This window comes from Acinetobacter sp. 251-1 (genome assembly GCF_030329305.1).
GTDB classification, from domain to species: domain Bacteria; phylum Pseudomonadota; class Gammaproteobacteria; order Pseudomonadales; family Moraxellaceae; genus Acinetobacter; species Acinetobacter piscicola_A.
Genome location: NZ_JACANS010000002.1, coordinates 25976 through 50112, shown reverse-complemented (window position 1 = coordinate 50112; position 24137 = coordinate 25976). Strand labels below are relative to the sequence as shown.

The window sequence follows — 24137 nt, the reverse complement described above, 5'->3', positions numbered from 1 at the left end:
CTGTTTATTTTTCATAAGATAAATATTTTTATGGCCCTCCATCAAGAATACACTCTCTAAATGGAGGGTTGTAACTGAAAAAACCAAGACTCAATGCAAAGTCGATATTTATTTCATGTCTAAATCTACAGCATTTTTAAATTTGGCTTAAAATCGGACAATTTAATTCATCCTTTCTACATCATTTCGCAAAATATGCCATTTTAAAGCACAATTTTAATAGAAAGCATACATTCAGATACTAAACACCTTCATAAAGGGAAATCTTCTCCATATTTTCCATGTCGCCTTTTGTTACATTTACCTCATCGAATAGAGATATAGAGCTGTCCACCTCAGGACATGGAGCAAGACATGAAATTAAATGCATTATTATTAAGTTCTGCTTTAGCAGTAACCTCAGTTTTTACAGTAAGTGCCCATGCTGACAACTCAACTCGTATTGCTGCAACTTCTGCATTAGGTAGCGTGGCAGGAACTGCTATTGGTAAACAAATGGGCGGTAATACGGGTGCAATGATTGGTTCTGCACTCGGTGGTGCAGGCGGTGCTGCCGTAGCAACCAATAAGCGTGACCGTACTGCTGCTGCAATCGGTGGTGGTTTAGGCGGTGTAGGTGGCTATACTGTTGGTAAAAATGTGGGTGGCTCAACAGGCGGTTATATTGGTTCGGCTTTAGGTGCTGCGGGCGGTTCTGTTCTAGGTAAAAAAGTATCAGAAGACCGCCATTATGATGATCGTAAATACAACCGTAAATATCGTAGACATCATCGCTAAGCCTGTAGAATTAAGTTATAAGCACCTAAGTTTAGGTGCTTTTTTTATTGTCTTAAAATATTACACAGATCATCTCGGTTTATTGCAAAAATTTTATTATATCTAAATATTTAGAAATTATTTCCCTAGCCATACTCTGCAAAGTTAAACAGTTTAATCTTAAAATATTTTGATGCTTAAGCTCCCCCATTGCTAAAAATTAACGATGAATGAATAAAAGTTACAAATTGTTTACGCTTTGCATCCATTTCATTACAACGACATTCATAATCACACCGCAGTTGTTCGGTAAATTAAGCTCAAGTTAAAAATTTAGATAAGCTTCGAGAAGGAGTTTGAACATGAAATTACATGCAATGATTGGTGCAACTGTACTTGCAGCAACCTTAATGACCACCGCACATGCAGACAATGGCACACGGGTTGCCCTTTCTTCTGGCCTAGGTAGTGTCGTTGGTGCTGCAATCGGTAACCAAATGGGTGGTAGCACAGGTGCAATGATTGGTTCTGCACTCGGTGGTGCAGGCGGTGCGGCAGCATCAAGTAACCGCCGTGACCGTACAGGCGCTGCCATTGGTGGTGCATTAGGTGGTGCAGGTGGTTATAGTGTTGGTCGTAATGTGGCAGGTTCAACAGGTGGCTATGTTGGTGCAGGTTTAGGCGCAGCAGGTGGTTCAACTTTAGGACGTAAAGTCAGTGAAGACCGCCGTTATGATGACCGATACGATAATGATCGTTATGATCGCCGTTACAACGATCGAGGCTATCGTGGTAGCAACTACCGTTATAATGACCGAAACTACCGCCATGACAATGGTCGTCATTTAGGTCATTACAAACATAAACATCGCGACTAATCAAATCATCCATCATACATTTTATTTTTAAAAACACGTTTTAAGTTTTCACCTAGAAAATTGGATCACAAGCCGATTTTCTAGGTTTTTTATTTATAGGCATCTCACTTTAGATTTTGTAAATATTTTTTAATATCGAATATTTTCGATATGCAAACTGTTTTTTATATCGTATTATTTCGATATATCCTGTTTTGAGTATGCCAATGCGATCTTTAAAAAATACCCAATTTTCCATCTTAGAATTAGCCCCTGTTCGTGAAAATCAGGACGTGGCTTTTTCACTTCATCATGCACTTGAACTGGCACAGCATGCAGAAAAATTGGGATATGATCGTTTATGGCTCGCAGAACATCATAATATGGATGGGATCGCTAGCTCTGCAACAGCAGTATTATTAGGTTATCTCCTTGCAAATACCCACAGCTTAAAAGTGGGTTCAGGAGGCATTATGCTCCCTAACCATGCCCCCTTAGTCGTCGCTGAACAGTTTGGAACATTAGCAACACTCTATCCCAACCGCATTGAGCTGGGTTTAGGTCGTGCGCCAGGTTCAGACCAAGTTACTATGCGTGCTTTACGCCGTGGTCGCCAAGAAACTGAAGAACAATTCCCCAATGATGTGGTGGAAATTTTAAGTTATTTTGCTGATGCTCAACCTCATCAACGCATCACAGCAACTCCTGGACAAGGGACGCATGTGCCTGTTTGGTTATTAGGCTCAAGTTTATTTAGCGCACAACTTGCTGCACGACTAGGACTGCCCTACTCTTTTGCTTCACACTTTGCACCACGTATGTTAGGACAAGCGATTGCACTATATCGAGATAATTTCCAAGCATCGGCTTATCTAGATCAACCTTATGTATCGATGGGTGTACCGACGGTGGTCGCTGAAACAGATGCTGAAGCAGAATATTTGGCAACCAGTGTTTACCAACGTATTCAAAATCTTGTGACAGGTGCACCGAGCATTAAACTCAAACCACCTGTAGAAAGTATGGAAGGTCGTTGGTCTGTTGCAGAAAAAATGGCTGTCCAAAACTTTTTAGCAATGGCACAAATTGGCTCACCCACTACAGTCAAACAAGGCTTAGAAAATTTACTAGAACAGTATGAGGTCGATGAGTTTATTTTTACTTGTGACATCTATGACACACAAAAACGTTTAGACAACTTCAGTTTATTGATGAACATAAAAACATCTTTATAGATGATACTGATCTTTTAGGTTTAGACTCAAAATAGCCATCATTGTATGGCTATTTTTATATCCATGTTTTAAAAGCTGAAAAATAAAATCGTAAACAAAAAATTGAGCCGTTTATTTTTAAATTTCATGCCCTTTTATTTGAAACAATTTGCCATCCCTTTTCCTTTTAGCATAATGAATGATATAAAACAGTAAAAGCGATAAGGAAAATAACAATGGATCAATTCATCAATAAACCAACCCCAGCTTTTATTGCTGCAAGTTGGGTTGCCTTACTTGCAGGTGCGGTTGCCTATATGGTGGGATTATTTAATGCAGATATGTTACTGAATGAAAAAGGTTATTATTTAATTCTGATTTTATATGGTTTGTTTTCAGCAGTTTCATTACAAAAAATTATCCGTGATCGACTTGAAGGTATGCACGTCACACCTATTTATTTTGGATTATGTTGGGCATCGGTGATCATTTGCATTGTACTTTTAGCCATGGGTTTATGGAATGCAAATCTACTCTTAAGTGAAAAAGGTTTTTATATTATGGCTTTTTTACTGAGCTTATTTGGTGCTGTGGCGGTACAAAAAAATATTCGAGATTTAGAATATATTCGTAATAAAAATGCACCCGAACTCACCACGAAAATTTTAGAGGAAAATCATAAGGCCATTGAATCTACAAAAGATATTTATAGTGATGAAAAGTTTTAACGCTAAATAAGAGGTGCTTTTCGCACCTCTTATTGAATCCATTTATGCTTTTTTCAACTCATAATCAGACAATACACCTTCATCATCATAATGCAGTACGATACTTTTAGATTTTTGAATTTTTGATAATTCATCTGTACTGATTAAAAAGTCCTCTGCCAAAGTAGACTGAGTCACATTTAACACTTTAGGATCTTTAGTTTTGCGATAGCGTAACCAATTATAACTTGCCCACAGCAACAAAGAGGCACAGCACAGCATAACAATCAATGCCAACCAAGCAAAATTGTATAATTGCACATAAATTTGTTCAGCAAAAATATAATTTTTAATCAATTTAACCTGATAAACCCATAAAATGGCCGTGACCAAAGGCAATAATAGCAGCGTCCAGAGCATCCACCCCATCATTTGCAAGGTATAATGCATTGCTTTATTTTTCACATAATGAGGTTGGTCAATATATTCAGGAATATCGAGCTTAGACTCATCTGTAATTATATTTGATTGGAAATCACTCATACATCATCTCCTCTAAAACCACGATCTGGACTGACCCATCTCGCTCTCTTTTTTTGCGCAAATAATGCCTTTGGTACAGCAGCAATTGTGGTTGCTGCCCCTAAAAGCCAGAAAAATAAGGGATACCAGATCACCCAAAAATAATTTCTAAAAAACCGACGATCATCGTAGCGTTTATCAATATATAAACTGATGAAGAATTGGATCAGACAGGTAATGGCTAGAATCACGCCATACCATTGTGGAAGTAATGATTTTATATACCATGCTTCAGGCAAACTGAAGAATAAACCTACAAAAAACACAATAATAATAAGCAAAATAACATAAGCCCAAACCATACTCATCAATGCTTCCAAAGCCACAGGCCACATCTTTAATGCACTGATTTTAAAAAGTTTCGGGAAATAACTACGCAGTACTTCAACACCACCTTGCGCCCAACGTACACGCTGTTTCCATAAGCCCGTAAACGTTTCAGGCATATAGATATAGCACAGCGCATTTGGCACATAATGAATATCCCATTGTGCTAATTGGATTTTCCAAGAAATATCTATATCTTCCGTGATCTTATCATCTGACCAAAAACCCACCTGTTCTAATGCTGTTTTACGAAAGCCTGCAATCACCCCTGACACTGTGAAAATACGTCCATAGGTTCGTTGCGCACGTTTAATCAAACCAATAATGGATGAAAACTCACCTACTTGTAGTTTTCCTAAAATGCTAGAACGATTTAGAATACGTGGATTACCTGTAACAGCACCCACACGATTGAATTTGGTCAAATGGTACATCATCCAAATTGCAGCATGTGGATGCAACAATGCATCACCATCAATACAAATTAAATACTCAAACTGACTGACCATCATGCCTGAACGTAAAGCAAACGCTTTACCTTGATTTTCAGCGAGATGTACCACACGCAAACTCGGATATTGCTGTGCTAACTCATCTAAAATTTCTGCGGTACGATCAGAACTACCATCATTCACCGCAATCACTTCAAATTTTGGATATTGTGTTTGTAAAGCATAGCGAATGGTTTCTCGAACTTGGGCTTCCTCATTAAAACATGGAATAATAATGCTACAGCCTTGTTGGGAAATCTCAGGTAATTGGTTTTGTTTGTATTCTCGTTTAAAGAAAAACCATAAGCCACCAATCATCCACGTCCAAGCCATCACGAGAGGATATAAAAAAGCAAAAAGAAATAAATACTCAATGATGGTCATGGCGACTTCCCTTTCGTTGTATAAATAAAGGGATTGCGATAGGTCAATGGACTTTGGTTCAAACTTAATGGTGTATATAAATAGGTTTGAATTTTGGCTGCGTTATTTAAGTCATAACGATTTACTGCCAACTTTTGAATACCTATCCGTTGCAATACTAAAAAGTTGGCTTGAATATTCTGCCAATTTTGTTCTGTTTGTACTGAATCCAACACCAAAGTCACCATTATTTTGGCTTTTTGCTCTGCATTCAACGACTGAACTTGCTGTATAAATTGTTTAAAAGTTTGTGGTTGACGAATACTGTCTAATTCAAAATTAAATAGCTCAACCTGATCATGATATTGATTAAGAAATGCCAACAATTTGTCCGACTTCAGTTCAGACAGTTGCACTTGCAAGCCCAATTTAAATGGATTACTGATATTAGAATAACGAGCAGCATTTTGATTTAAATGTTTTAAAGTCTGTAACAGATGCTTTTGTTGCTCAGCACAAGACGATGTCTCCACACGCTGAAAAACGCATTGCACTGCTGTATCTGTATTTAAAATAATGCCATCTAAACCTGTATTATTTTTCAACAATTCTGTGGCTAGTTGCACTGAAAACTGCGCTTTCTGCTGTTCCAAAGCATAGGGTAATTGTGCATAAACACTATTAAAAATTCTTGTTTTTGCTTGCCAAACTGTTCGATTTAGCACATCTGCTTTGACAGGCAAATCGTGATTTGGGAAATAGGCTGAATCATATACGCCATCTCGGTCCTGGTCTTCCACGACATTTAATAACAACGCATTACTTTTTAAAGCATTGGTTAAATCTAAAATTTGTCCCAATTGCTGATCGGCTTGCGCATAGTTTTGTGAAAACTGACCTAAATCTAAACTCAGCGCACGAATTGGCTCATACAGCGTAAAAGCTTTGTAGTGAATAGAATCCGTCATTTGTTCATACAAATCTTCTGAATTTGGATTATTCACTGCCAACCCCCGTTGGAAAGTGCCATCTTGCACATGATTAACTGCATCTGTCCCTAGACTAAAAGACAATGGCAACCCCGCTTGCTGCGCTAATTTTTCAGTTTCAACATTCACTGCACCATAAGGCCAAATGATGGCCATAGGAGCAACCCCAACTTCTTTAGTCAAAATTTCTCTGGATTTTCTTAAATCTTGCAGAAGACGTTGCTCATATTCTTGCTGTGTTTCATAACGTTTTGATGCGGCTAAATATTGTCGTGTAATTGCCGCAGGTTGTTGATTATTTTGCGGATTAGCTAAAATACCTTGATGTAAATCATGTGAATGACTGGCAAACTCAACCCATCCTGATTTTTGCATTTCTCGTACTTGATCCCATGTCATTGCATTGCCTTGACCATAGGCTTCATAAATGGCTTTGGTATTGCCATTCATCCAACTGGTCACCAATGCAAAGACCACGGGAATTTTATATTCCTTCACCAAAGGAAATACTCGACTATAATGACTTAAAGCACCATCATCAAAGCTAATAAGCACTGCATTTTTAGGTAAAGCTGTACCTCCCTGGCGTGCCTGCATAATCTGTTTCAAACTCACAGGATGCCAATCCGAACGTTTTAACCACTCAAAAAATTGCACCAAATTTTGTGTGCTTATTGCATAAGGATCTCGATCTCCAACTTTCAGGACATCATCTCGCACATCATGAAAAGTTAAACTGACAAAATGCTGCTGATCAAAAAAGACCTTTTGTTCAGCTTTAACCATTAACTGCGCTAAGGGTTGATCTGCAAAAGCAGATCCACATATCACTAAACAGGCACTCATCAATACTGATTTTGAAAGCTGTTTCGAAAATTGCTTGAAATTTTTCATTAGAAACGCCCCTCAAAACCTAAATTGCCATAGACTTGTTTTTCATATTCACCATCGTAAGCGTGAATGCCATAACCTATGCCATAACGTAAAGCCCATGTCCTCGACAATTTCCATATATGTTGATATTGCAAATCAGCGATTGGTTTACTGTCAAAGTTTTGTTGTTGAAAAACACCTACACCGAAGCCAAAGCGTTGAGTCAATGAGCGTTCATATTCACGCCAAGTTAACCAATCATGAGTTAGATTCACGCCCACACTAGCACTTTGTTTTGGGCTAAAATAAGACACATTATTCAGTCGATTTTTCCCATAATATGCATTTAGACCTGCAGTTGTGGTGTGATGTGGACGAAGAAAAATACGCTGAGAATAATCCACAGAAAACTCTTGCCTTAAATTACCATCATCAATATCGGTCATGTTGTAGCCAAAGCCCGCTTGGCGAGATTCGTTTTGTTTCCAACGAATACCCCCACCAAAAGAATATCCTTCTTTATCTAGTTCAACAGCTTGTAATGGAATATCCGCTTGGCTATTGGCATTTAAATAATATTGCCAATGATCATTCAATTGATGCGTCCATTCAGCTTCTATCCCTTGCTGCTCTGCATGACTATTTTGCGATGCGGTCACAGTGAGCGATTTGCGTTGATCTTGCCATTGCACCCCGACACCATAACGTTGCTGCTCTAAATCACCTTGACGATATTTTCCCCAAATATCACGATGCTCAATAAAAGCACGATAATTATCAGCAAACCACGGCGTATAAATGGTGGTATTCAACTCGCGATCACGAGACCCTTTTAAACCTTCTGAAATATTACTTTGGTCTGCATGACTACGAGAAAAACGACTGCTGTGTTGAATCGTGGCATGATCACGATCTTCTAACTCTTTGCGACTTTTCAGCACACCTGTATCATTTGGATAATCTTGGCTCAATTGCACATTAAGCTGTCGCCAATCTTGGATATTGCCCAAAGCCTGTGCATTTTGCATCTGATTAATTCGAGTTTGCTTGGTCACAGGTAATAAACCATTTAAACGAGCCAAGGTCTGGGCAGCTTGCTCAGGTTTATCACGCCAACGCTGAATTTGGGAAAGCTGATTTAACCCATCATCCGTATTTGAAGTCTTTTCCACCAATCCTTCAAAGTAGGGCTCAGCGATATCCAAACGATTACTATATGCCCAGTTTAAGCCGCGCAAACCAATATATTGCGTACGATCAGTATGTACGGATTTATCCACACCTTTGGCTTGACTATACTGAAATGTTGGCAATAAATGATCAATCTCATGAATCAATTGATTGGCTTGATCATATTTTTCTTGTTCAATCAATGAATAATAAAAAGCACTATAAACCGACATATCTGAATAATTTTTTTCAGTAATCAAGGTACGATATAACTGCTCTGCTGATGCAGCCTGACGTTGTGCCAAATACGCATCTGCAATGGCTTGACGCACATAAGGAGGCATAGTTGTTACAGGAGGCAAATTCACATGACTTAAAATATGTAATACTTGTTGCGAACGCCCCCGATAACTCAACGCATATAAATAGTCATAATAAAAACGATTAAAAAAAGGCTGCACCCATGTATTCTGCTGTGCAATCTGATCTGCTTCAACCAAAATCCGATCTAACTTTTCATAACTGACTGCATCACTTTCACCACGACCAGACAAATATTGATGACGCTTCACCGCAGCATTCATTTCTTGTGCCAAATGTCCAAGCTGAATTTGCTGACTTAAATGACTTTCCCATAGTGTGTTCGGATATTGCTTCATCAAGGCATCAGCACGCTGATAACTGCCCAATGCCATTAAACTGTTGACATATTCTTTTTGAATATTTTGATCTAATGGCTTTTTTTCATACGCATATTGAATTGCATGCAGTGCCTCAGCAGGATGGTTAATCATTCGATAACTATAAGCAATCTGCATCAGTTGATCTGCAGTTAACGCTTTTAAATCTATTGTTTTTAAAATTTCATAAGCTTGTGGTGCTTGTTTATTTTCACTATATAAAATTGCTTTTAAAATATTTACTTGCTTCTGATTTTGCTTTTGATCAGACTCAAATTGCTGCAATAAAGAAAGTGCTTGGCTAAATTGTTTTTGATCTCGTAATAATTTTACCACGGTCAACTGAGCATACTCAGGAAACTGTTTTGGCTGAATCCGCTGTGTTAAATTCAATAAGGTCACAACATCCAATTGATGAATCGGGGCAACCACCATTAAATAATCAGCAATCATCTTTTGATTATCAGGATATTGTTTTAATAATTCTGTCAGTGCTACTAATCCTTGTTGTGTTTGACCATTTTTTATTTGTAGTACCGCCTGCTCTCTTAACATATCAGGTGTGTTTGCTGCATAAGTTATACTGACACCTAAATAAAAAAACATACCCAAAGGAAAAAAATAACGTGGCTTATGCATAATAGATCTAATTAAAATGTGAACTGTTTATCGTTTTAATTCTATAAAGATATAAATCATATGCTGTTAACTTATGTTCACACTATTTTTTTGTCGATTTAAAAAAATTAATTACATATCAAGATGCTATGATTATTTAGCTTTTAAGGGAAAATTTATTTTATATTTTCACGTAATTCTTATCTATATATTTGTATAAAAAATTTTAAATAATACTTAATAAATACTTCACAATAAAGCTAAAAAATTAGCCCTTCAAAAGAAGTATCACCATAACCAAGACAAACACATTTTATGATAACAGAATTACAATATGTATTTCATAATAAAAAACAAACTTTTATAAATTATTTTGTGCAAATCAAGCACAAAAAAATTTTACCTATCGGTATATTTTTGGTAAATATTTACAATATATTTACCGTATTGATATGTTACAAAAATTAATAACCAAGTGAGAACCTCAGATTAATTATTCGCTTTTTCGGCAGAAATTAAAAATTTACTTAGGCTATTTAACCCAATGGTAATGCTGTAGTCAGCTTGATTTTCTGCAAAGGAATTTCAGTTTTCACATTTTGAATCCCTGAGATTTTATTTAAACGTTGAATTTGAAATTTACGATATGCATCTAAATCTGTAACAACAATACGCAAAAAGAAATCACAATCACCTGCCATCAATTGGCATTCCACAATTTCGGGAATATCCATCACAGAATCAATAAAATGATTGACAGTTTTTTCATCCTGCCCTTTGAGCCAAATACGTGCAAACACAGTTAAACCTAGATTGACTTTTTGTGGGTCGATTAATGCTGCATAGTGATGAATCACGCCAGCATCCTCAAGTTGTTTGACACGGCGTAAACAGGGTGATGCAGATAACCCAACCCGTTCAGCGAGTTCATTGTTTGTTAATTTTCCATCCTGTTGCAAAGTCTGCAAAATCCTTCGATCAATCGCATCCAACTTCATCAAGCTTCACTTTTTAAAATATTATTGCTTATACTTTATTTTCTAAAGCAATATATTTCAATCTTTAAAAATATTTTAGAAAATTTAGCGAAAAATTTCATATTTACTAGCATAAAATAATGCATTGAAAATTATTTCTGCTTTGTCTTGCTTGAGTCATTACCATGTTCACGTTCAAAAACACATCGAAAACATTGAGTTATTCACCTCATTTCCGGGAGTTTTTACGTGGTCTAAAAGTCTCAATCCCGCTCTTACTTGGCATTATTCCTTTTGCTTTAGTGCTCGGTGCACAAGCTACACAAAAAGGTTTTTCAGTCCTTGAAGTACCTTTACTTACAGGTTTAAATTTTGCAGGTGGGTCTGAATTTGCCATTTTGGAAGTTTGGACTAATCCACCGAATATTATTATGTTGATGTTTATTACTTTTTTAATTAATAGTCGACATTTATTAATGGGGGCAAGCTTCGTTCCTTATTTACGCCATTTACCCAATAAAACTGCCTTTTCAGCCCTATTTTTCATGTGTGATGAAAGTTGGGCTTTGGGCTTGGCAGATGCACAAAAAAAGCAAAAGAGCCTGGGGGTTCAACAGGCATTTAGTCTAATGTTTTACGCAGGTCTTTGTTTTGCTTTGTATGTGATGTGGATCGGATTTACCACTTTAGGGGCATGGATCGGCCCCATGTTTGGTGACATTAGTCGTTTTGGTTTCGATATGGCATTTCCTGCGGTATTTTTAGTTTTACTACGTGGCATGTGGAAAGGCATACGTGCGGCGCGTCCGTGGTTGGTTAGTTTAATTGCAGCAGCATTGGCCTATCATTTTTTACCTTCAAGTTGGTATATTCCCGTCGGTGCAATCAGCGGCATTATTTCCGCTTTCTTTTTGATTGGAGATGATGAATGATTCACTCAGCAACATTAATTGCAATCTTATTTATTGCAGCCACCACCTATTTAACACGTATTTTAGGCTACGTGCTGTTAAAAAATAAAACCTTGACCCATAAGCAACGTAAAATTATGGAAGTTGTTCCCGGCTGTGTCCTCATCTCCGTCATTGCACCTTATTTTGTACGTCATCATCCCGCCGATCTGATGGCAATCATGATTACATTGTTGGCTGCATCACGCTTTTCGTTATTGCCTACAGTTATTATCAGTATGTTTTCAGCGGCGTTATTGCGACTGATATGGGTTTAGTTCTGACCTACACGCTCTTTAAATAAATATATTTAAGGCACTTTATGGTTTAATCACTTTAGCAATTAAATCCACCAAATCACGATTTTGCCCTTCCAAATTTTTTACTTTACTGGTGGTCTGCTCTAATAACTCACTTTGACCATGCACATTATTGGCTAAATCATGCATAATTTTCAAAGTTTTAGCCAAATGCTCCTCATGATGAATCAAGCGTTTTTCTTGTGCAGCCAATACTTTTTCCGTCTCAAGTGCTTGCTTTTTTAAACTAATTACTTGCCATAACAATACAAGGATTGCCAAATATGCCAACCCCACACTGATTAAAAGAATCCCCATACATTCCCCCTAAATTGTGTAGTTATTTTAAAAAGCATGAAGCCTTTATTTAAAATAAAAAGACTCACATAAATCTAATAAGCGATTTGCATAACCCCATTCGTTGTCATACCAAGCAAATACTTTGGCTTGATGCCCAACCACCATCGTTTGCGTTAAGTCCACCACCAAAGAATATGGTGAATGATTAAAATCACTCGACACCAATGGCTCATCGGTCACTGCCATAATTTCTGCATAATCATATTTTGCAGCAGCCGTAAGCTTTTGATTAATTAATTCAGCGCTTAAGTCTGAAGGTGTGGTAAAGGTCAAATCAATTGCTGCCACATTAATGGTCGGTACACGAATCGAATAACCATCAATACGATTCTCCATTTTCGGCATCACTTGTTTTAATGCCCCCAAAGCCGAAGATGTCGTCGGAATAATATTTTGTCCTGAAGCTCTTGCACGACGTAAATCACGATGTGCTCGATCCAATACAGATTGATCTGCAGTAACCGCATGAATTTCAGTCATTAGTGCGGTGTCAATGCCAAATTCATCATCTAAAATTTTCACCAAAGGCACAAGTGCCTGCGTAGTACATGAGACACTTGAAATGATTTGATCAGTTTTTTTCACATCATGATGGTTTACACCATAGACAATGGCGGCATCCACCGTATCAAATGGTGCAGCGCCAATGATCACACGTTTCGCACCTGCGCGAATGTGCTGAGTTGCTGCTTCACGCGAGCGGAATAAACCAGTACATTCCAACACAACATCTATGTTTAAATTATGCCACGGTAAATTTTCAGGCTTGGCTTGTTGTAAAATTTGTACTCTAAGCTTGGTTTGACGTGCGTCTATACATAGAAAAACATTGTCATTTTCTTGCTCAACATTCACCGCACCATCAAAGCGCCCATGCGTGGAATCATATTTAAAAAGATGGACTAAGGTTTCAACATCGGCAACATCATTGATCGCAACAATTTCAAAATGAAAAGGTTTTGGATTTTCAAACCACGCTCTTAACACATTTCGTCCGATTCGCCCAAATCCATTAATTGCCACACGTTGCATCGTTTTTCCTTCGGATTGAAAACCTTTGTATCCGCCTTATGTTAATGGATTTTCGCTACGCTTAGATATAGCGAAATACAAACAATCCCATTTAAAATCAATTTAAACCTTAAATAATACGTGTACTTTAAGCCAAAGATAAGGATCTCGTAAAATGAAAATAACCACTCCTCTTGTCATGACCATAGCATTCAGTTGCTGCTCAGCACTTTATGCACAAACACATTATCAACGATGTAGCACTCTTGAAATAAATCAGTTCATCAGCATCTCACGTATCCAAAAACTTATCTTAATCAAAAAGAAGTTGCCCGTTTTAATCCAGATTTTCAAGATTGTTTAATTATAAATTCAAAGCATGCTTTGCTTGTGCTCTAAGTCAAGCACTAGATCAAGCTTCAGATAACGCTGGAAATTATCAACTTGATTTATTTCTAATCCAGCGTCGAAAACAAAAACTCATTCAACATTATCATCATCCCGAAATACTTATCCCGCAAACACGCTTGCAAAATATCAAATTTGATGTGAATGCTTTTTCAAATATTCAAAATCAGCATGTGATTGGCTTAGCATTCAATGATATTCATATCGGCGGTGTAAATAGCTCAACGCGAACTTTACAATTATTCCACGTACAACCGACACAACCCATCACATGGGTTCTACAAGACTTCATCACTGATCAGTCAGCAAGTTCAGCACCTTATCAATGCGATGATGCTCAGCGTTCTGAACTCAAAAGAAAATTCATTTTACTGCGCTCCAAAACACACGGTTTAGCTGATCTCCGAATCAATGAAAATATAGAAAATATTCATGTGGATATGCAAAACTGTCATGTCAAAAACATTCAATAAAAACAATCGAAAATTTTAAAATTTGATGGCAAAAAATATTATTTTAAAGCTAAAAATTTGTTGCAAATCGATATTTAACACTGAACCAATGAGTTGACTATCACGCCTTACCTTGGACATGTATGTGATAAATTTTGCTCAATCGTTGATTTTAACTATAAATCACACTTATTCCCCTGAAAATCATTGGTGGATCAAGCTTTTTCCGTTATAATTTGGCGTTTTAAAAAATTAAGCCCGTGTATAGTGAAGCATAAAAGTTAGACTTTACTACACACTTTTAGCCAATACGAAATTGAGGAGTGACTTGGTTGTGAGTACTCGTTTTATGACAACTGCTGAAATACGTGAAGCATTTTTGCGTTACTTTGAATCGCAAGGACATACACGTGTCGCGTCGAGTTCACTTGTACCCGCCAACGACCCTACTTTGCTTTTCACCAATGCAGGGATGAACCAATTCAAAGACTGTTTCTTAGGTCTTGAAAAACGTGACTATGTACGCGCAACAACATCACAAAAATGTGTACGTGCAGGCGGTAAACATAACGATTTAGACAACGTCGGTTATACAGCACGTCACCATACTTTCTTTGAAATGCTAGGTAACTTCTCTTTTGGTGATTATTTTAAGCGTGATGCCATCCGTTTTGCTTGGGATTTCCTCACAGGCGAAGAATGGTTAGCACTGCCTAAAGATAAATTGTATGCCACTGTTTACCATACAGATGACGAAGCATTTGACATTTGGAACAAAGAAATTGGTCTAGATGCAAGCCGTATTATCCGTATTGGTGACAATAAAGGCGAAAAATACGCATCAGATAATTTCTGGGCAATGGGTGATACAGGTCCATGTGGTCCATGTTCAGAAATCTTCTTTGACCACGGTGACCACATTTGGGGTGGTTTACCTGGTACACCTGAAGAAGATGGCGACCGTTATATCGAAATTTGGAACAACGTATTCATGCAGTTTAACCGTACTGCTGATGGCGTTTTACATGACCTTCCAGCTCCATCTGTCGATACAGGGATGGGCTTAGAGCGTATTTCTGCGGTTTTACAACATGTAAATTCAAACTACGAAATCGATTTATTCCAAAACTTACTTAAAGATGCTGCTGAAATTATCGGCGTCGATATGACAGAAGCTGTTGCAACAGCGCAAGCAAATAATACCCCTGTAGAGTATCCTGCTTCGCTTAAAGTTGTTGCTGACCATGCACGTTCATGCTGTTTCTTAATTGCTGATGGCGTGAATCCTTCTAACGAAGGTCGTGGCTATGTACTCCGTCGTATTATCCGCCGTGCAGTACGTCACGGTAATAAAATGGGCGCGACAGGCACATTCTTCTACAAAATGTTGCAACCATTGATCAATGTCATGGGTGAAGCCTACCCTGAATTGGTTGAACGTCGTCAAGTCATCGAAACTGCGCTCATCCGCGAAGAAGAATTATTTGCTAAAACACTTGAGCAAGGTTTGAAATTGCTTGAAGGTGAACTTGCAAACCTTAAAGGTAAAGTCATCCCGGGTGCAACAGTATTTAAACTTTATGATACTTACGGCTTCCCAACGGATTTAACTGCAGACATCGCACGTGAACGTGAATTAGAAATTGACGAAGCTGGTTTTGAAGTTGAAATGGCTGCACAACGTCAACGCGCACGTGATGCAGGCAAATTCGCCGTTGACTATAACAGCATTGTGAAAGTTGAAGGTGAAACTCAATTTGACGGTTATGATGCAACTCAAGGTCAAGGTCAAATCGTTGCGATCTATAAAGACGGCGTACAAGTTGATGAAGTGGTTGAAGGCGACGAAGCTTTAATCGTACTCAACCAAACACCTTTCTATGCAGAAAGCGGTGGTCAAATCGGTGATACAGGTATTTTCAAAAACGATACCGGTATTTTCGAAGTTCAAGATACTAAAAAATCGGGTGGCGCATTTGTACACCAAGGTATCGTGACCATGGGTAGCTTAAAAGCAACTCAAGCAGTTGAAGCAATTGTAAAAGCCGATATTCGTGATGCCACTGCACGTAACCACTCAGCGACTCACCTTTTACACGCTGCTTTACGCCAAGTTTTGGGCGAACATGTACAACAAAAAGGTTCATTGGTTGCGTCTGACATTTTACGTTTTGACTTTGCCAACGACCAACCTGTTTCATTTGCACAAATTCAGCAGATTGAACGTATTGTCAATGCTGAAGTGATTGCTAATACTGCTGTTTCTACTGAACTGCTTGACATCGAAGCTGCGAAAGAAAAAGGCGCAATGATGTTGTTCGGTGAAAAATATGGCGACGAAGTTCGTGTACTTTCTATGGGTACAAGCAAAGATGAGAAAAACTTCTCAATCGAACTTTGTGGTGGGATCCATGTAAAACGTACAGGTGATATTGGTCTTTTCAAAATCACGTCTGAAGGCGGTGTTGCTGCGGGTGTACGTCGTATCGAAGCTGTGACAGGTACCAAAGCACTTGAAGTTGTACAAAAACTGGATGCGGATATTGTTCACATCAATGACTTATTAAAAGCGCAAAAAGACCAAACGGTTGAGAAAATTGAGCATTTAGCTGCTAATGCTTCAAGTTTGCAAAAGCAAATTGAGCAATTGAATCAAAAATTGGCAAACTTCCAAGCAGATGAATTGCTTAATCAAGTGCAAGAAATCGCAGGTCGTAAAACTTTAATTACTACTGTACAAAATACTGATGCAAAAGCATTACGTAATTTACATGATGGTGTGAAATCTAAACTCGATCATGCCATTATTGTCATTGCTGGTATTGATGCTGATAAAGTGAGCCTAATCGCTTCTGTCGCAAAAGAATTCACTTCAACTGTAAAAGCAGGCGACATCATTAAACACCTAGGTCAAGAGCTTGGTGGTAAAGGTGGTGGTAAACCTGATCTGGCACAAGGTGGTGCGCCATACAGTGATCAATTAGCAACTGTAATGACAAATTTAAGTACTTGGATTGCAGAAAAATAATCGGTTGAATATTTCATAATTTAATAAGGCTTTGTATATGCTTTTACATTCAAAGCCTTATATAAACTGAAAATACTTTTTTCAATATGAAATTTACCTTTTAACTATGTCGATAAAAATGATTGTAATCTTTGCAGCTTATAATCAAATCAACATAAAACAACCTGTAAAACTAGAATTTCTTTTGAATTCACAGCCATTAACAGGATGAAAATAGCGAAGTTGAAAAAGTGATATCAATCTCTGTTCACTTTTCAACATTCGATATCTGTATAGACTTCAGCATTCATCTTAACTGAAGTGTACGTACGACGTGGTATTTTGGAGTTTGTGTATTTTTTCCGACTTCAAATATGTGTAAGTGTTAAGTCTTTTGACTTATTTACTTGGTAAGGATAGTTATGGCACTAATCGTTCAAAAATATGGCGGTACTTCAATGGGTACTCCAGAGCGCATTTTAAATGTTGCTCGTCGTGTAAAGCGTTGGCATGATCATGGCCACAAGGTGGTTGTGGTTGTATCAGCAATGAGTGGTGAAACTAACCGCTTATTGGCTTTAGCGAAAGCCATTACCGAAACCCCTGATCCACGTGAATTAGACCAAATGGTGTCTACAGGTGAACAGGTAACGATTGCAATGTTGTCTATGGCTCTTAACTCCATTGGAGTTGAAGCAAAATCACTTACGGGTCGCCAAGTTGGTATTAAAACTGACAGTGCATTCACCAAAGCACGTATCGACTCAATTGATACGGATGTCATGACGGGTCATCTCGATGCAGGACGTGTAATTGTTGTTGCAGGTTTCCAAGGCTTTGATGCTGAAGGCAATACCACAACATTAGGTCGTGGTGGTTCAGACACTTCAGGTGTTGCACTTGCTGCTGCATTAAAAGCAGATGAATGCCAAATTTATACAGATGTAGATGGTGTTTATACCACTGACCCACGTGTCGCACCAAAAGCCAAAAAAGTTGATCGCATTTCATTTGAAGAAATGCTTGAAATGGCATCACTTGGTTCTAAAGTTTTGCAAATTCGTTCTGTTGAATTTGCAGGAAAATACCAAGTGCCTTTACGCGTATTATCAAGTTTTGATAATGACGATGATGGCGCATTCGACGAAGATTTTAAAAAGAACGTTGGAACACTAATCACCACTGAAGCGGAAGACAACATGGAAAATCCTATTATTTCAGGTATCGCATTTAACCGTGACGAAGCAAAATTAACCATTTTAGGTGTGCCTGATGAACCAGGTATCGCCTCTAAAATTTTGTCACCGATTGGTGCTGCAAATGTTGAAGTGGATATGATTATCCAAAACGTTGAAGAAGATGGTACAACGGACTTTACATTTACAGTAAACCGTGGCGAACTTAAAAAAGCCAAAACAATTTTAGAAGATACTGCAAAAGCAATTAACGCACGTGAAGTCGCAACGCGTGATGACATCGTAAAAGTGTCAATCGTCGGTGTAGGTATGCGCTCACATGCAGGTGTTGCGAGTAAAATGTTTACTGCACTTGCAGATGAAGGTATTAATATCTTAATGATTTCAACTTCTGAAATTAAAATTTCAGTGATTATTGAAGAAAATTATTTAGAACTTGCTGTTCGTACATTACATACAGCATTTGGCTTAGATCGTGAACATGGCGAATCTAGCACGCGCGCTTAAAATTTAATCAAAATTAACCTATTATTGGCAATTTTGACCTAGAAAATGATAGAGCCACTATAGTTTTTTATAGTGGCTCTGTTATATTAAGTGCTGAGGTTGTAAAAAAATTTCGCCAGAGTGATTTAAAGTGAAAACTTGATCACATTATTCTGTTAAAATGCTCTCTGTTTTCGAGGTTGCTTTCTAAAGAAATTCATTGCAGGTTTAGCGTTTTGCAAGGAGATAAACATGCTGATTCTGACCCGTCGTGTCGGAGAAACATTAATGATTGGTGATCAAGTCAGTGTTACTGTGCTTGGTGTCAAAGGTAATCAAGTTCGTATTGGGGTAAATGCACCGAAAGAAGTTTCTGTCCATCGTGAAGAAATTTATCAACGCATTCAACATGAACGTGCGATGCACGAACATTTGCAACACATTGATCAAGATTATCAACCTTCATTTGAAGAAGATAATTATGCCCAAAATAATGATAACTTTAACCGTTAAGTTATTGTTAGTTGGGAAAGTATAAAGCGGCTCAAGAGGCCGCTTTAAATTTATCTATGCACAGCAAAATACAACTTATTTAGAAGACTATTCAAATAATTTTAATGCTTTTTTGACAGGAGCATAGCTTCGGCGATGCTGCTCAATGACACCATGCGCTTCAATGGCTGCAAAATGTGCTTTGGTTGGATAACCTTTATGTTTGGCAAATCCGTATTGTGGATAAATAGCATCAAGTTCAACCATCTCACGATCACGCGTCACTTTAGCTAAAATACTTGCTGCACTGATTTCTGGGTGCAGTGCATCCCCACCGACTACAGCATCGCAACTCATCTGCAATCCTTGGGGGACTTTATTGCCATCCACACGAACATGCTCAGGTACAAGTGCTAATGCCTCTACTGCACGACGCATTGCCAATAAAGATGCTTGTAAAATATTGAGTTCGTCAATCTCGGTATGTGATGCTTCTGCAATTGCCCAAGCTAACGCTTTTTCTTGGATTTCTTTAAATAACTTTTCACGTTTTTTTTCAGTGAGTTTTTTAGAATCATTCAAACCTTCTATTGGATTGTTTGGATCTAAAATCACAGCCGCAGCCACAACAGCCCCGACTAAAGGCCCTCTGCCCGCTTCATCAACACCCGCAATTAACATCTGCTTTTCACCCATAAAAAAAGAGGCTGAACCTGTCAGCCTCTGCGCATTATAACACAAATTATTTTACAGCTTCTGCCACACATGCATTGATGGTTTTGGTCACTGCATTTGATACAATCGTTGCACGGGCATTTGGATCAATTGCAGCCGTTGCTAAATCTACCGCCGTTACGCTTTGTGGTGCTTTGTCGCTTACACAACCACAAATTTCACCTTGAACATTGTTTTTTTGCTCAGTAGTCATTAATTTGGTTGCAGTTTGCCACGCAGGTAAATTATTCAGTTCTGTTGTACATTTTGCATTAATTGCAATTTTTAATGCTGCTGTGCCAAGTTGTTGCGTCGTTGACGCAGCTGTAGAAGTACCAGTTGTACCTGAAGTCGATGCGCAAGCTGTCAATATAAGCGCGATTGGCGCAAGCACTGCAATTAATTTTTTCACAATATTTTCCTTGTTATGAAAATTCAGTGTGCGTATTGTGCCGAAAGTGCTATAGAGTTTAAACCTGTAATTTTCTATAAAAATGTAATTTGCTAAAATTTGTACTATTTTCAAGCATTTTATATTCACTTTAGCTGAGCGTTGCAAATACAAAACAATTCGTTGAATTTTTAATAGTGATCTTGTATTGAAAAATAAATATGATACTTCTAAATAGATCTATGGAACATGGTTCAATGCCACAACAATCAAAATATTACACAAGAACAGCCCAATGCCTACATTGGATTATGGCAATTATTTTCATTAGTGCTTGGTTCATTGGTTTTTATAGTGGTAATTTTTTAAGCTATGAAACTGATGGTAGCTTTAAAGGGGATATGATTACTTTACATAAAAATATTGCATCAACGATTCTTTTCTTAGTGGTTATTCGTATCTTTTGGCGTTATACGCACCCTGCACCTGCACTACCCAATACCATGTCACCTGCAATGAAAACATTCGCGCATTTAGGACATTTAGCACTTTATTTTATGTTGTTGGCTCTTCCTATTACAGGTTGTTTGTTTAGTTGGAGCGCAGGACATCCTGTGCCTGTTTTATATTTATTTGAAATCCCAAGATTAGTTCAGGACAACCCCGACTTAATGGACATTGTAAAACCATTGCATATTTATCTTTCATGGGCAGCGGGTTTACTCTTAGTTGGGCATATTGCCGCAGCGTTAAAACATCATTTTATTGATAAAGATAATGTATTACGCAGTATGACACGTCAAAGTGACTAAGCTCGATAAAGCACAATTTGTTTAAAACATCAAAGCACATCATTAGATGTGCTTTTTAGTGCAAAAAATAATGAAATTATACAGTTACATCTACAATTATTATTTAAAAATCTCAGCAGCACATCCTTTCAAACTATTCACCACTGCTTTTTCAATCAATTTATTTTTTGCAGATTCATTCACTGAAGCAACCAATAACTCCTTAGTGCCCACATTATTTAAAGCATTTTCGCTGACACAGCCACAAATTTTATGCTGCGCATTGCTTTGTTGTGTCGTGCTCCAAAATAATGATGATGTCTGCCAAACTTTTGAGTTTTTGAGTTCAGTTGCACATTGTTGCTCAATTAATGGCTTTAACATTTTTTGTGTCACTGATTTAGAATCCGAATCGGCACATGCCACCGTAATTGGTACAATCATCAATAATGTTAAAGCAGTAAAAATTTTCACATTCAATTCCTCATAAAAAAGCAGTGTAAATACACTGCTTTCTTGTTAATGCTTAGGATAAACCGAGTTTTATACCAATGCATCGATTTGATTGTTCCACTTTTGCTTTTCTGCATCAGAAATAAATGATGCTGCAAAAGAATTTTGTGCAAGCTGTTTCAGCTCTGCATGACTTAAATCTAGCGCATCTGCAATCGCAAAGAAATTATCATTCATATACCCACCAAAATAAGATGGATCATCTGAATTGACCGTTACATGCACGCCCTGCTGTAATAAACGTTGAATGTTATGCTGTGTCATATCATCAACAACACACAGTTTTAAATTACTCAGTGGGCAAACAGTCAAAGGCATTTTTTCTGCAATGAGGCGTTGCATAAGCTGAGGATCTTCTTCAGAACGTACACCGTGATCGATGCGATTCACTTTGAGTAAATCCAAAGCTTGCCACACATAATCCGCAGGACCTTCTTCACCTGCATGAGCTACAATCAAAAAGCCTACTTCACGTGCTTTAGCAAAAACACGCTCAAACTTAGACGGTGGATGCCCTACTTCACTTGAATCCAAACCCACACCGATAATTTGCTCTTTATAAGGCATAGCTTGTTCTAAAGTTGCAAATGCCGCCTCTTCACTTAAATGTCGTAAAAAACACATAATTAAATGTGAACTAATATTTAATTTTTCACGTGCATCATCACAAGCACGTTGCAAACCATTGATCACGGTTGCAAATGCTATACCACGATCAGTATGAGTCTGTGGATCAAAGAAGATTTCTGTATGTACAACATTGTCTTGCGCACATTTTTCAAAATATGCCCAAGCCAAATCATAAAAATCTTGTTCATGAATCAGAACAGCCGCACCCGCATAATAAATATCTAGAAAAGACTGTAAATTATGAAAATTATAGGCTTGTTTCACTTCCTCAACGGATTTATAAGGAATGTCGATGTGATTACGCTGAGCAATCGCAAACATGAGTTCTGGCTCAAACGTTCCTTCAATATGCACATGTAATTCTGCCTTTGGCAAAGCACGTATGAGTTCATTTCTATTCATGTTTTATCCTCAAATTTCACAATAAGATTTACATTTATTTCAAAATAAAAAAGGGTGCAAACTGAGTTTACACCCTTTTCTGAATACCGAAAATTAGCCGCCAAATGCAACGAACTTAATCACCCAAAGTACAGCAATAATCCATACCATATATGGAACAGTTGCAGCTTTACCTGTGAATAATTTCACCAATGCATAACTAATAAAGCCCATCGCAATACCATCTGCAATCGAATAGGTAAATGGCATAAATACAATAGTTAAAAATGCAGGAACAGCTTCAGTAATGTCATCCCATTCAATATTGGTGATTCCTTGAATCATCAACACACCAACGAATAACAATGCTGGTGCAGTGGCAAAACCAGGAACTGACTGTGCCAAAGGTGCTAAGAATAAACAGGCAATAAATAGCAAGCCTACGACAACTGCCGTTAAACCTGTACGTCCACCTGCTGCCACACCTGCGGAAGATTCGATATAAGGTGTAGTTGATGAAGTACCAAGTGCAGCACCCGCAACAATAGCTGTCGAATCGGCAAATAAGGCTTTTTTCAAACGAGGTAATTTACCATCTTTGAGTAAACCAGCACGATGTGAAACACCAACCAACGTTCCTGTAGAGTCAAATAGATCCACCAAGAAAAATACAAAAATGACGCCAATCAAACTCGCAGTAAACAGACCTTCAAAATCCATTTGCATAAACGTTGGCGCAATCGATGGAATCGAACCAACTACACCTTTAAACTCGTTATAACCCAATACCGTAGATAATGCTGTAATCACTAAAATACTGATGATGATCGCACCGCGTACTTTAAAATGGTGCATAATCACGACAAGGAAAAAGCCAAATAATGCTAACAATACAGTCGGTTGCTTTAAATCGCCCAAACCTACAAGCGTCGCTTGATTATCAACAATAATGCCTGCATTTTTGAGCGCAACCAATGCAAGGAACAAACCAATCCCACCACCGATGGCAAACTTTAACGACATCGGAATCGCATTGACAATCGCTTCACGAATTTTGAACATGCTGATCGCAATAAAAATGAGACCTGACATAAACACTGCTGCTAAAGCTGTTTGCCAAGGCACGCCCATACCGATACAGACTGAATAAGTAAAGTACGCATTTAGCCCCATGCCGGGTGCAAGTGCGATAGGATAATTTGCCACGATTCCCATCACTAAACAACCAATTGCAGCAGCTAAGCAGGTTGCGACAAATACAGCCCCATGGTCCATCCCCGTTTCAGAGAGAATTAAGGGGTTCACAATGATGATGTAACACATGGTCAAAAATGTAGTTACACCAGCAAGAATTTCAGTTCTAAACGTAGTTTTGTTCTCACTGAGTTTGAATAAGCGTTCAAGCAAACCCGCAGAAGGATTTGGAGTCGTCATTGGTGAGCCCCTATAAAA

General features: G+C 38.0%; 23 protein-coding genes. 11 read left to right on the top strand and 12 right to left on the bottom strand.

Annotated features, from left to right (window positions below; all coding sequences use genetic code 11):
• The first annotated feature begins 354 nt into the window (after positions 1-354).
• The 4 genes from HX129_RS01605 to yiaA all read left to right on the top strand — a co-directional run bounded on the left by HX129_RS01605 (position 355) and on the right by yiaA (position 3555).
• Positions 355-777, top strand: a complete 423-nt coding sequence (locus HX129_RS01605; protein WP_130072756.1) for a glycine zipper domain-containing protein — start codon at positions 355-357, stop codon at positions 775-777.
• A 341-nt stretch (positions 778-1118) separates the two neighbouring features.
• The gene (locus HX129_RS01600; RefSeq protein WP_130072757.1) at positions 1119-1634 is read left to right on the top strand and encodes a hypothetical protein; all 516 of its coding nucleotides are present in this window, start codon (positions 1119-1121) and stop codon (positions 1632-1634) included.
• A 206-nt stretch (positions 1635-1840) separates the two neighbouring features.
• A complete protein-coding gene (locus HX129_RS01595; protein WP_286433397.1) occupies positions 1841-2848 on the top strand; it encodes an LLM class flavin-dependent oxidoreductase in 1008 nt (335 codons plus the stop codon).
• A 215-nt stretch (positions 2849-3063) separates the two neighbouring features.
• Positions 3064-3555, top strand: a complete 492-nt coding sequence (gene yiaA, locus HX129_RS01590; protein ID WP_130072759.1) for an inner membrane protein YiaA — start codon at positions 3064-3066, stop codon at positions 3553-3555.
• 42 nt (positions 3556-3597) lie between these two features.
• Here the strand turns inward: yiaA and pgaD are convergent, their stop codons facing one another.
• The 5 genes from pgaD to HX129_RS01565 form a co-directional block, all read right to left on the bottom strand.
• Positions 3598-4077, bottom strand: coding sequence for a poly-beta-1,6-N-acetyl-D-glucosamine biosynthesis protein PgaD (gene pgaD / locus HX129_RS01585; RefSeq protein WP_130072760.1), 480 nt, complete (start codon positions 4075-4077; stop codon positions 3598-3600).
• Positions 4074-5318 (bottom strand): poly-beta-1,6-N-acetyl-D-glucosamine synthase, encoded by a 1245-nt coding sequence (gene pgaC / locus HX129_RS01580; RefSeq protein WP_286433401.1) that lies wholly within the window; start codon positions 5316-5318, stop codon positions 4074-4076. Before pgaC ends, pgaD begins: the two co-directional genes overlap by 4 nt.
• Positions 5315-7180, bottom strand: coding sequence for a poly-beta-1,6-N-acetyl-D-glucosamine N-deacetylase PgaB (gene pgaB / locus HX129_RS01575; protein ID WP_130072762.1), 1866 nt, complete (start codon positions 7178-7180; stop codon positions 5315-5317). The genes pgaC and pgaB overlap by 4 nt, the downstream gene beginning before the upstream one ends.
• A complete protein-coding gene (pgaA, locus tag HX129_RS01570) occupies positions 7180-9648 on the bottom strand; it encodes a poly-beta-1,6 N-acetyl-D-glucosamine export porin PgaA (RefSeq protein WP_286435958.1) in 2469 nt (822 codons plus the stop codon). Before pgaA ends, pgaB begins: the two co-directional genes overlap by 1 nt.
• 515 nt (positions 9649-10163) lie before the next feature.
• On the bottom strand, positions 10164-10619 hold the full coding sequence (locus tag HX129_RS01565; protein WP_174493603.1) for an Lrp/AsnC family transcriptional regulator: 456 nt from the start codon (positions 10617-10619) through the stop codon (positions 10164-10166).
• Between the two features lie 170 nt (positions 10620-10789).
• Here HX129_RS01565 and HX129_RS01560 point away from each other — a divergent pair, with 170 nt between their 5' ends.
• Both HX129_RS01560 and HX129_RS01555 read left to right on the top strand, forming a co-directional pair.
• Complete coding sequence (locus HX129_RS01560; RefSeq protein WP_130072764.1) at positions 10790-11536, top strand: AzlC family ABC transporter permease; 747 nt, start codon at positions 10790-10792, stop codon at positions 11534-11536.
• The gene (locus HX129_RS01555; RefSeq protein WP_174492964.1) at positions 11533-11832 is read left to right on the top strand and encodes an AzlD family protein; all 300 of its coding nucleotides are present in this window, start codon (positions 11533-11535) and stop codon (positions 11830-11832) included. Before HX129_RS01560 ends, HX129_RS01555 begins: the two co-directional genes overlap by 4 nt.
• Positions 11833-11874: 42 nt before the next feature.
• Here the strand turns inward: HX129_RS01555 and HX129_RS01550 are convergent, their stop codons facing one another.
• Together HX129_RS01550 and gap are read right to left on the bottom strand one after the other, a co-directional pair.
• The gene (locus HX129_RS01550; protein WP_130072766.1) at positions 11875-12171 is read right to left on the bottom strand and encodes a hypothetical protein; all 297 of its coding nucleotides are present in this window, start codon (positions 12169-12171) and stop codon (positions 11875-11877) included.
• Positions 12172-12216: 45 nt separating this feature from the next.
• Positions 12217-13245 carry a type I glyceraldehyde-3-phosphate dehydrogenase gene (gap, locus tag HX129_RS01545; protein ID WP_174492965.1) on the bottom strand — a complete coding sequence of 343 codons (1029 nt, stop codon included), beginning with the start codon at positions 13243-13245 and terminating at the stop codon, positions 12217-12219.
• 335 nt (positions 13246-13580) lie between these two features.
• On the opposite strand from gap, the gene HX129_RS01540 reads away from it, so the two are divergent.
• The 4 genes from HX129_RS01540 (at position 13581) to csrA (ending at position 19286) form a co-directional block, all read left to right on the top strand.
• On the top strand, positions 13581-14105 hold the full coding sequence (locus HX129_RS01540; RefSeq protein WP_286433409.1) for a hypothetical protein: 525 nt from the start codon (positions 13581-13583) through the stop codon (positions 14103-14105).
• Positions 14106-14418: 313 nt separating this feature from the next.
• Entirely contained in the window at positions 14419-17112 is a 2694-nt protein-coding gene (alaS, locus tag HX129_RS01535; protein WP_171457445.1) for an alanine--tRNA ligase, read from the top strand.
• 401 nt (positions 17113-17513) lie between these two features.
• Positions 17514-18794: an aspartate kinase gene (locus HX129_RS01530; RefSeq protein ID WP_130072769.1), complete on the top strand. Its 1281-nt coding sequence runs from the start codon at positions 17514-17516 to the stop codon at positions 18792-18794.
• Positions 18795-19025: 231 nt separating this feature from the next.
• Entirely contained in the window at positions 19026-19286 is a 261-nt protein-coding gene (gene csrA / locus HX129_RS01525; protein WP_130072770.1) for a carbon storage regulator CsrA, read from the top strand.
• A gap of 87 nt (positions 19287-19373) precedes the next feature.
• Here the strand turns inward: csrA and rnhB are convergent, their stop codons facing one another.
• Together rnhB and HX129_RS01515 are read right to left on the bottom strand one after the other, a co-directional pair.
• On the bottom strand, positions 19374-19961 hold the full coding sequence (rnhB, locus tag HX129_RS01520; protein ID WP_267313465.1) for a ribonuclease HII: 588 nt from the start codon (positions 19959-19961) through the stop codon (positions 19374-19376).
• Between the two features lie 46 nt (positions 19962-20007).
• Positions 20008-20391 carry a hypothetical protein gene (locus HX129_RS01515; RefSeq protein WP_130072772.1) on the bottom strand — a complete coding sequence of 128 codons (384 nt, stop codon included), beginning with the start codon at positions 20389-20391 and terminating at the stop codon, positions 20008-20010.
• Between the two features lie 236 nt (positions 20392-20627).
• On the opposite strand from HX129_RS01515, the gene HX129_RS01510 reads away from it, so the two are divergent.
• The gene (locus HX129_RS01510; protein WP_286433412.1) at positions 20628-21182 is read left to right on the top strand and encodes a cytochrome b; all 555 of its coding nucleotides are present in this window, start codon (positions 20628-20630) and stop codon (positions 21180-21182) included.
• 99 nt (positions 21183-21281) lie between these two features.
• Here the strand turns inward: HX129_RS01510 and HX129_RS01505 are convergent, their stop codons facing one another.
• The 3 genes from HX129_RS01505 to HX129_RS01495 form a co-directional block, all read right to left on the bottom strand.
• Positions 21282-21635 carry a hypothetical protein gene (locus HX129_RS01505; RefSeq protein ID WP_174492969.1) on the bottom strand — a complete coding sequence of 118 codons (354 nt, stop codon included), beginning with the start codon at positions 21633-21635 and terminating at the stop codon, positions 21282-21284.
• Positions 21636-21704: 69 nt separating this feature from the next.
• Positions 21705-22706, bottom strand: coding sequence for an adenosine deaminase (locus tag HX129_RS01500; RefSeq protein WP_286433414.1), 1002 nt, complete (start codon positions 22704-22706; stop codon positions 21705-21707).
• Between the two features lie 93 nt (positions 22707-22799).
• Entirely contained in the window at positions 22800-24119 is a 1320-nt protein-coding gene (locus tag HX129_RS01495) for an NCS2 family permease (RefSeq protein WP_286433415.1), read from the bottom strand.
• Positions 24120-24137 lie beyond the last annotated feature (18 nt).

What these genes read in the sequence shown, in the direction of transcription:
- HX129_RS01605 (WP_130072756.1), top strand. Translation starts at nt 355, where the DNA reads ATGAAATTAAATGCATTATTATTAAGTTCTGCTTTAGCAGTAACCTCA.
- HX129_RS01600 (WP_130072757.1), top strand. Translation starts at nt 1,119, where the DNA reads ATGAAATTACATGCAATGATTGGTGCAACTGTACTTGCAGCAACCTTA.
- HX129_RS01595 (WP_286433397.1), top strand. Translation starts at nt 1,841, where the DNA reads ATGCGATCTTTAAAAAATACCCAATTTTCCATCTTAGAATTAGCCCCT.
- yiaA (WP_130072759.1), top strand. Translation starts at nt 3,064, where the DNA reads ATGGATCAATTCATCAATAAACCAACCCCAGCTTTTATTGCTGCAAGT.
- pgaD (WP_130072760.1), bottom strand. Translation starts at nt 4,077, where the DNA reads ATGAGTGATTTCCAATCAAATATAATTACAGATGAGTCTAAGCTCGAT.
- pgaC (WP_286433401.1), bottom strand. Translation starts at nt 5,318, where the DNA reads ATGACCATCATTGAGTATTTATTTCTTTTTGCTTTTTTATATCCTCTC.
- pgaB (WP_130072762.1), bottom strand. Translation starts at nt 7,180, where the DNA reads ATGAAAAATTTCAAGCAATTTTCGAAACAGCTTTCAAAATCAGTATTG.
- pgaA (WP_286435958.1), bottom strand. Translation starts at nt 9,648, where the DNA reads ATGCATAAGCCACGTTATTTTTTTCCTTTGGGTATGTTTTTTTATTTA.
- HX129_RS01560 (WP_130072764.1), top strand. Translation starts at nt 10,790, where the DNA reads ATGTTCACGTTCAAAAACACATCGAAAACATTGAGTTATTCACCTCAT.
- HX129_RS01555 (WP_174492964.1), top strand. Translation starts at nt 11,533, where the DNA reads ATGATTCACTCAGCAACATTAATTGCAATCTTATTTATTGCAGCCACC.
- HX129_RS01550 (WP_130072766.1), bottom strand. Translation starts at nt 12,171, where the DNA reads ATGGGGATTCTTTTAATCAGTGTGGGGTTGGCATATTTGGCAATCCTT.
- gap (WP_174492965.1), bottom strand. Translation starts at nt 13,245, where the DNA reads ATGCAACGTGTGGCAATTAATGGATTTGGGCGAATCGGACGAAATGTG.
- HX129_RS01530 (WP_130072769.1), top strand. Translation starts at nt 17,514, where the DNA reads ATGGCACTAATCGTTCAAAAATATGGCGGTACTTCAATGGGTACTCCA.
- csrA (WP_130072770.1), top strand. Translation starts at nt 19,026, where the DNA reads ATGCTGATTCTGACCCGTCGTGTCGGAGAAACATTAATGATTGGTGAT.
- rnhB (WP_267313465.1), bottom strand. Translation starts at nt 19,961, where the DNA reads ATGGGTGAAAAGCAGATGTTAATTGCGGGTGTTGATGAAGCGGGCAGA.
- HX129_RS01510 (WP_286433412.1), top strand. Translation starts at nt 20,628, where the DNA reads ATGCCACAACAATCAAAATATTACACAAGAACAGCCCAATGCCTACAT.
- HX129_RS01500 (WP_286433414.1), bottom strand. Translation starts at nt 22,706, where the DNA reads ATGAATAGAAATGAACTCATACGTGCTTTGCCAAAGGCAGAATTACAT.
- HX129_RS01495 (WP_286433415.1), bottom strand. Translation starts at nt 24,119, where the DNA reads ATGACGACTCCAAATCCTTCTGCGGGTTTGCTTGAACGCTTATTCAAA.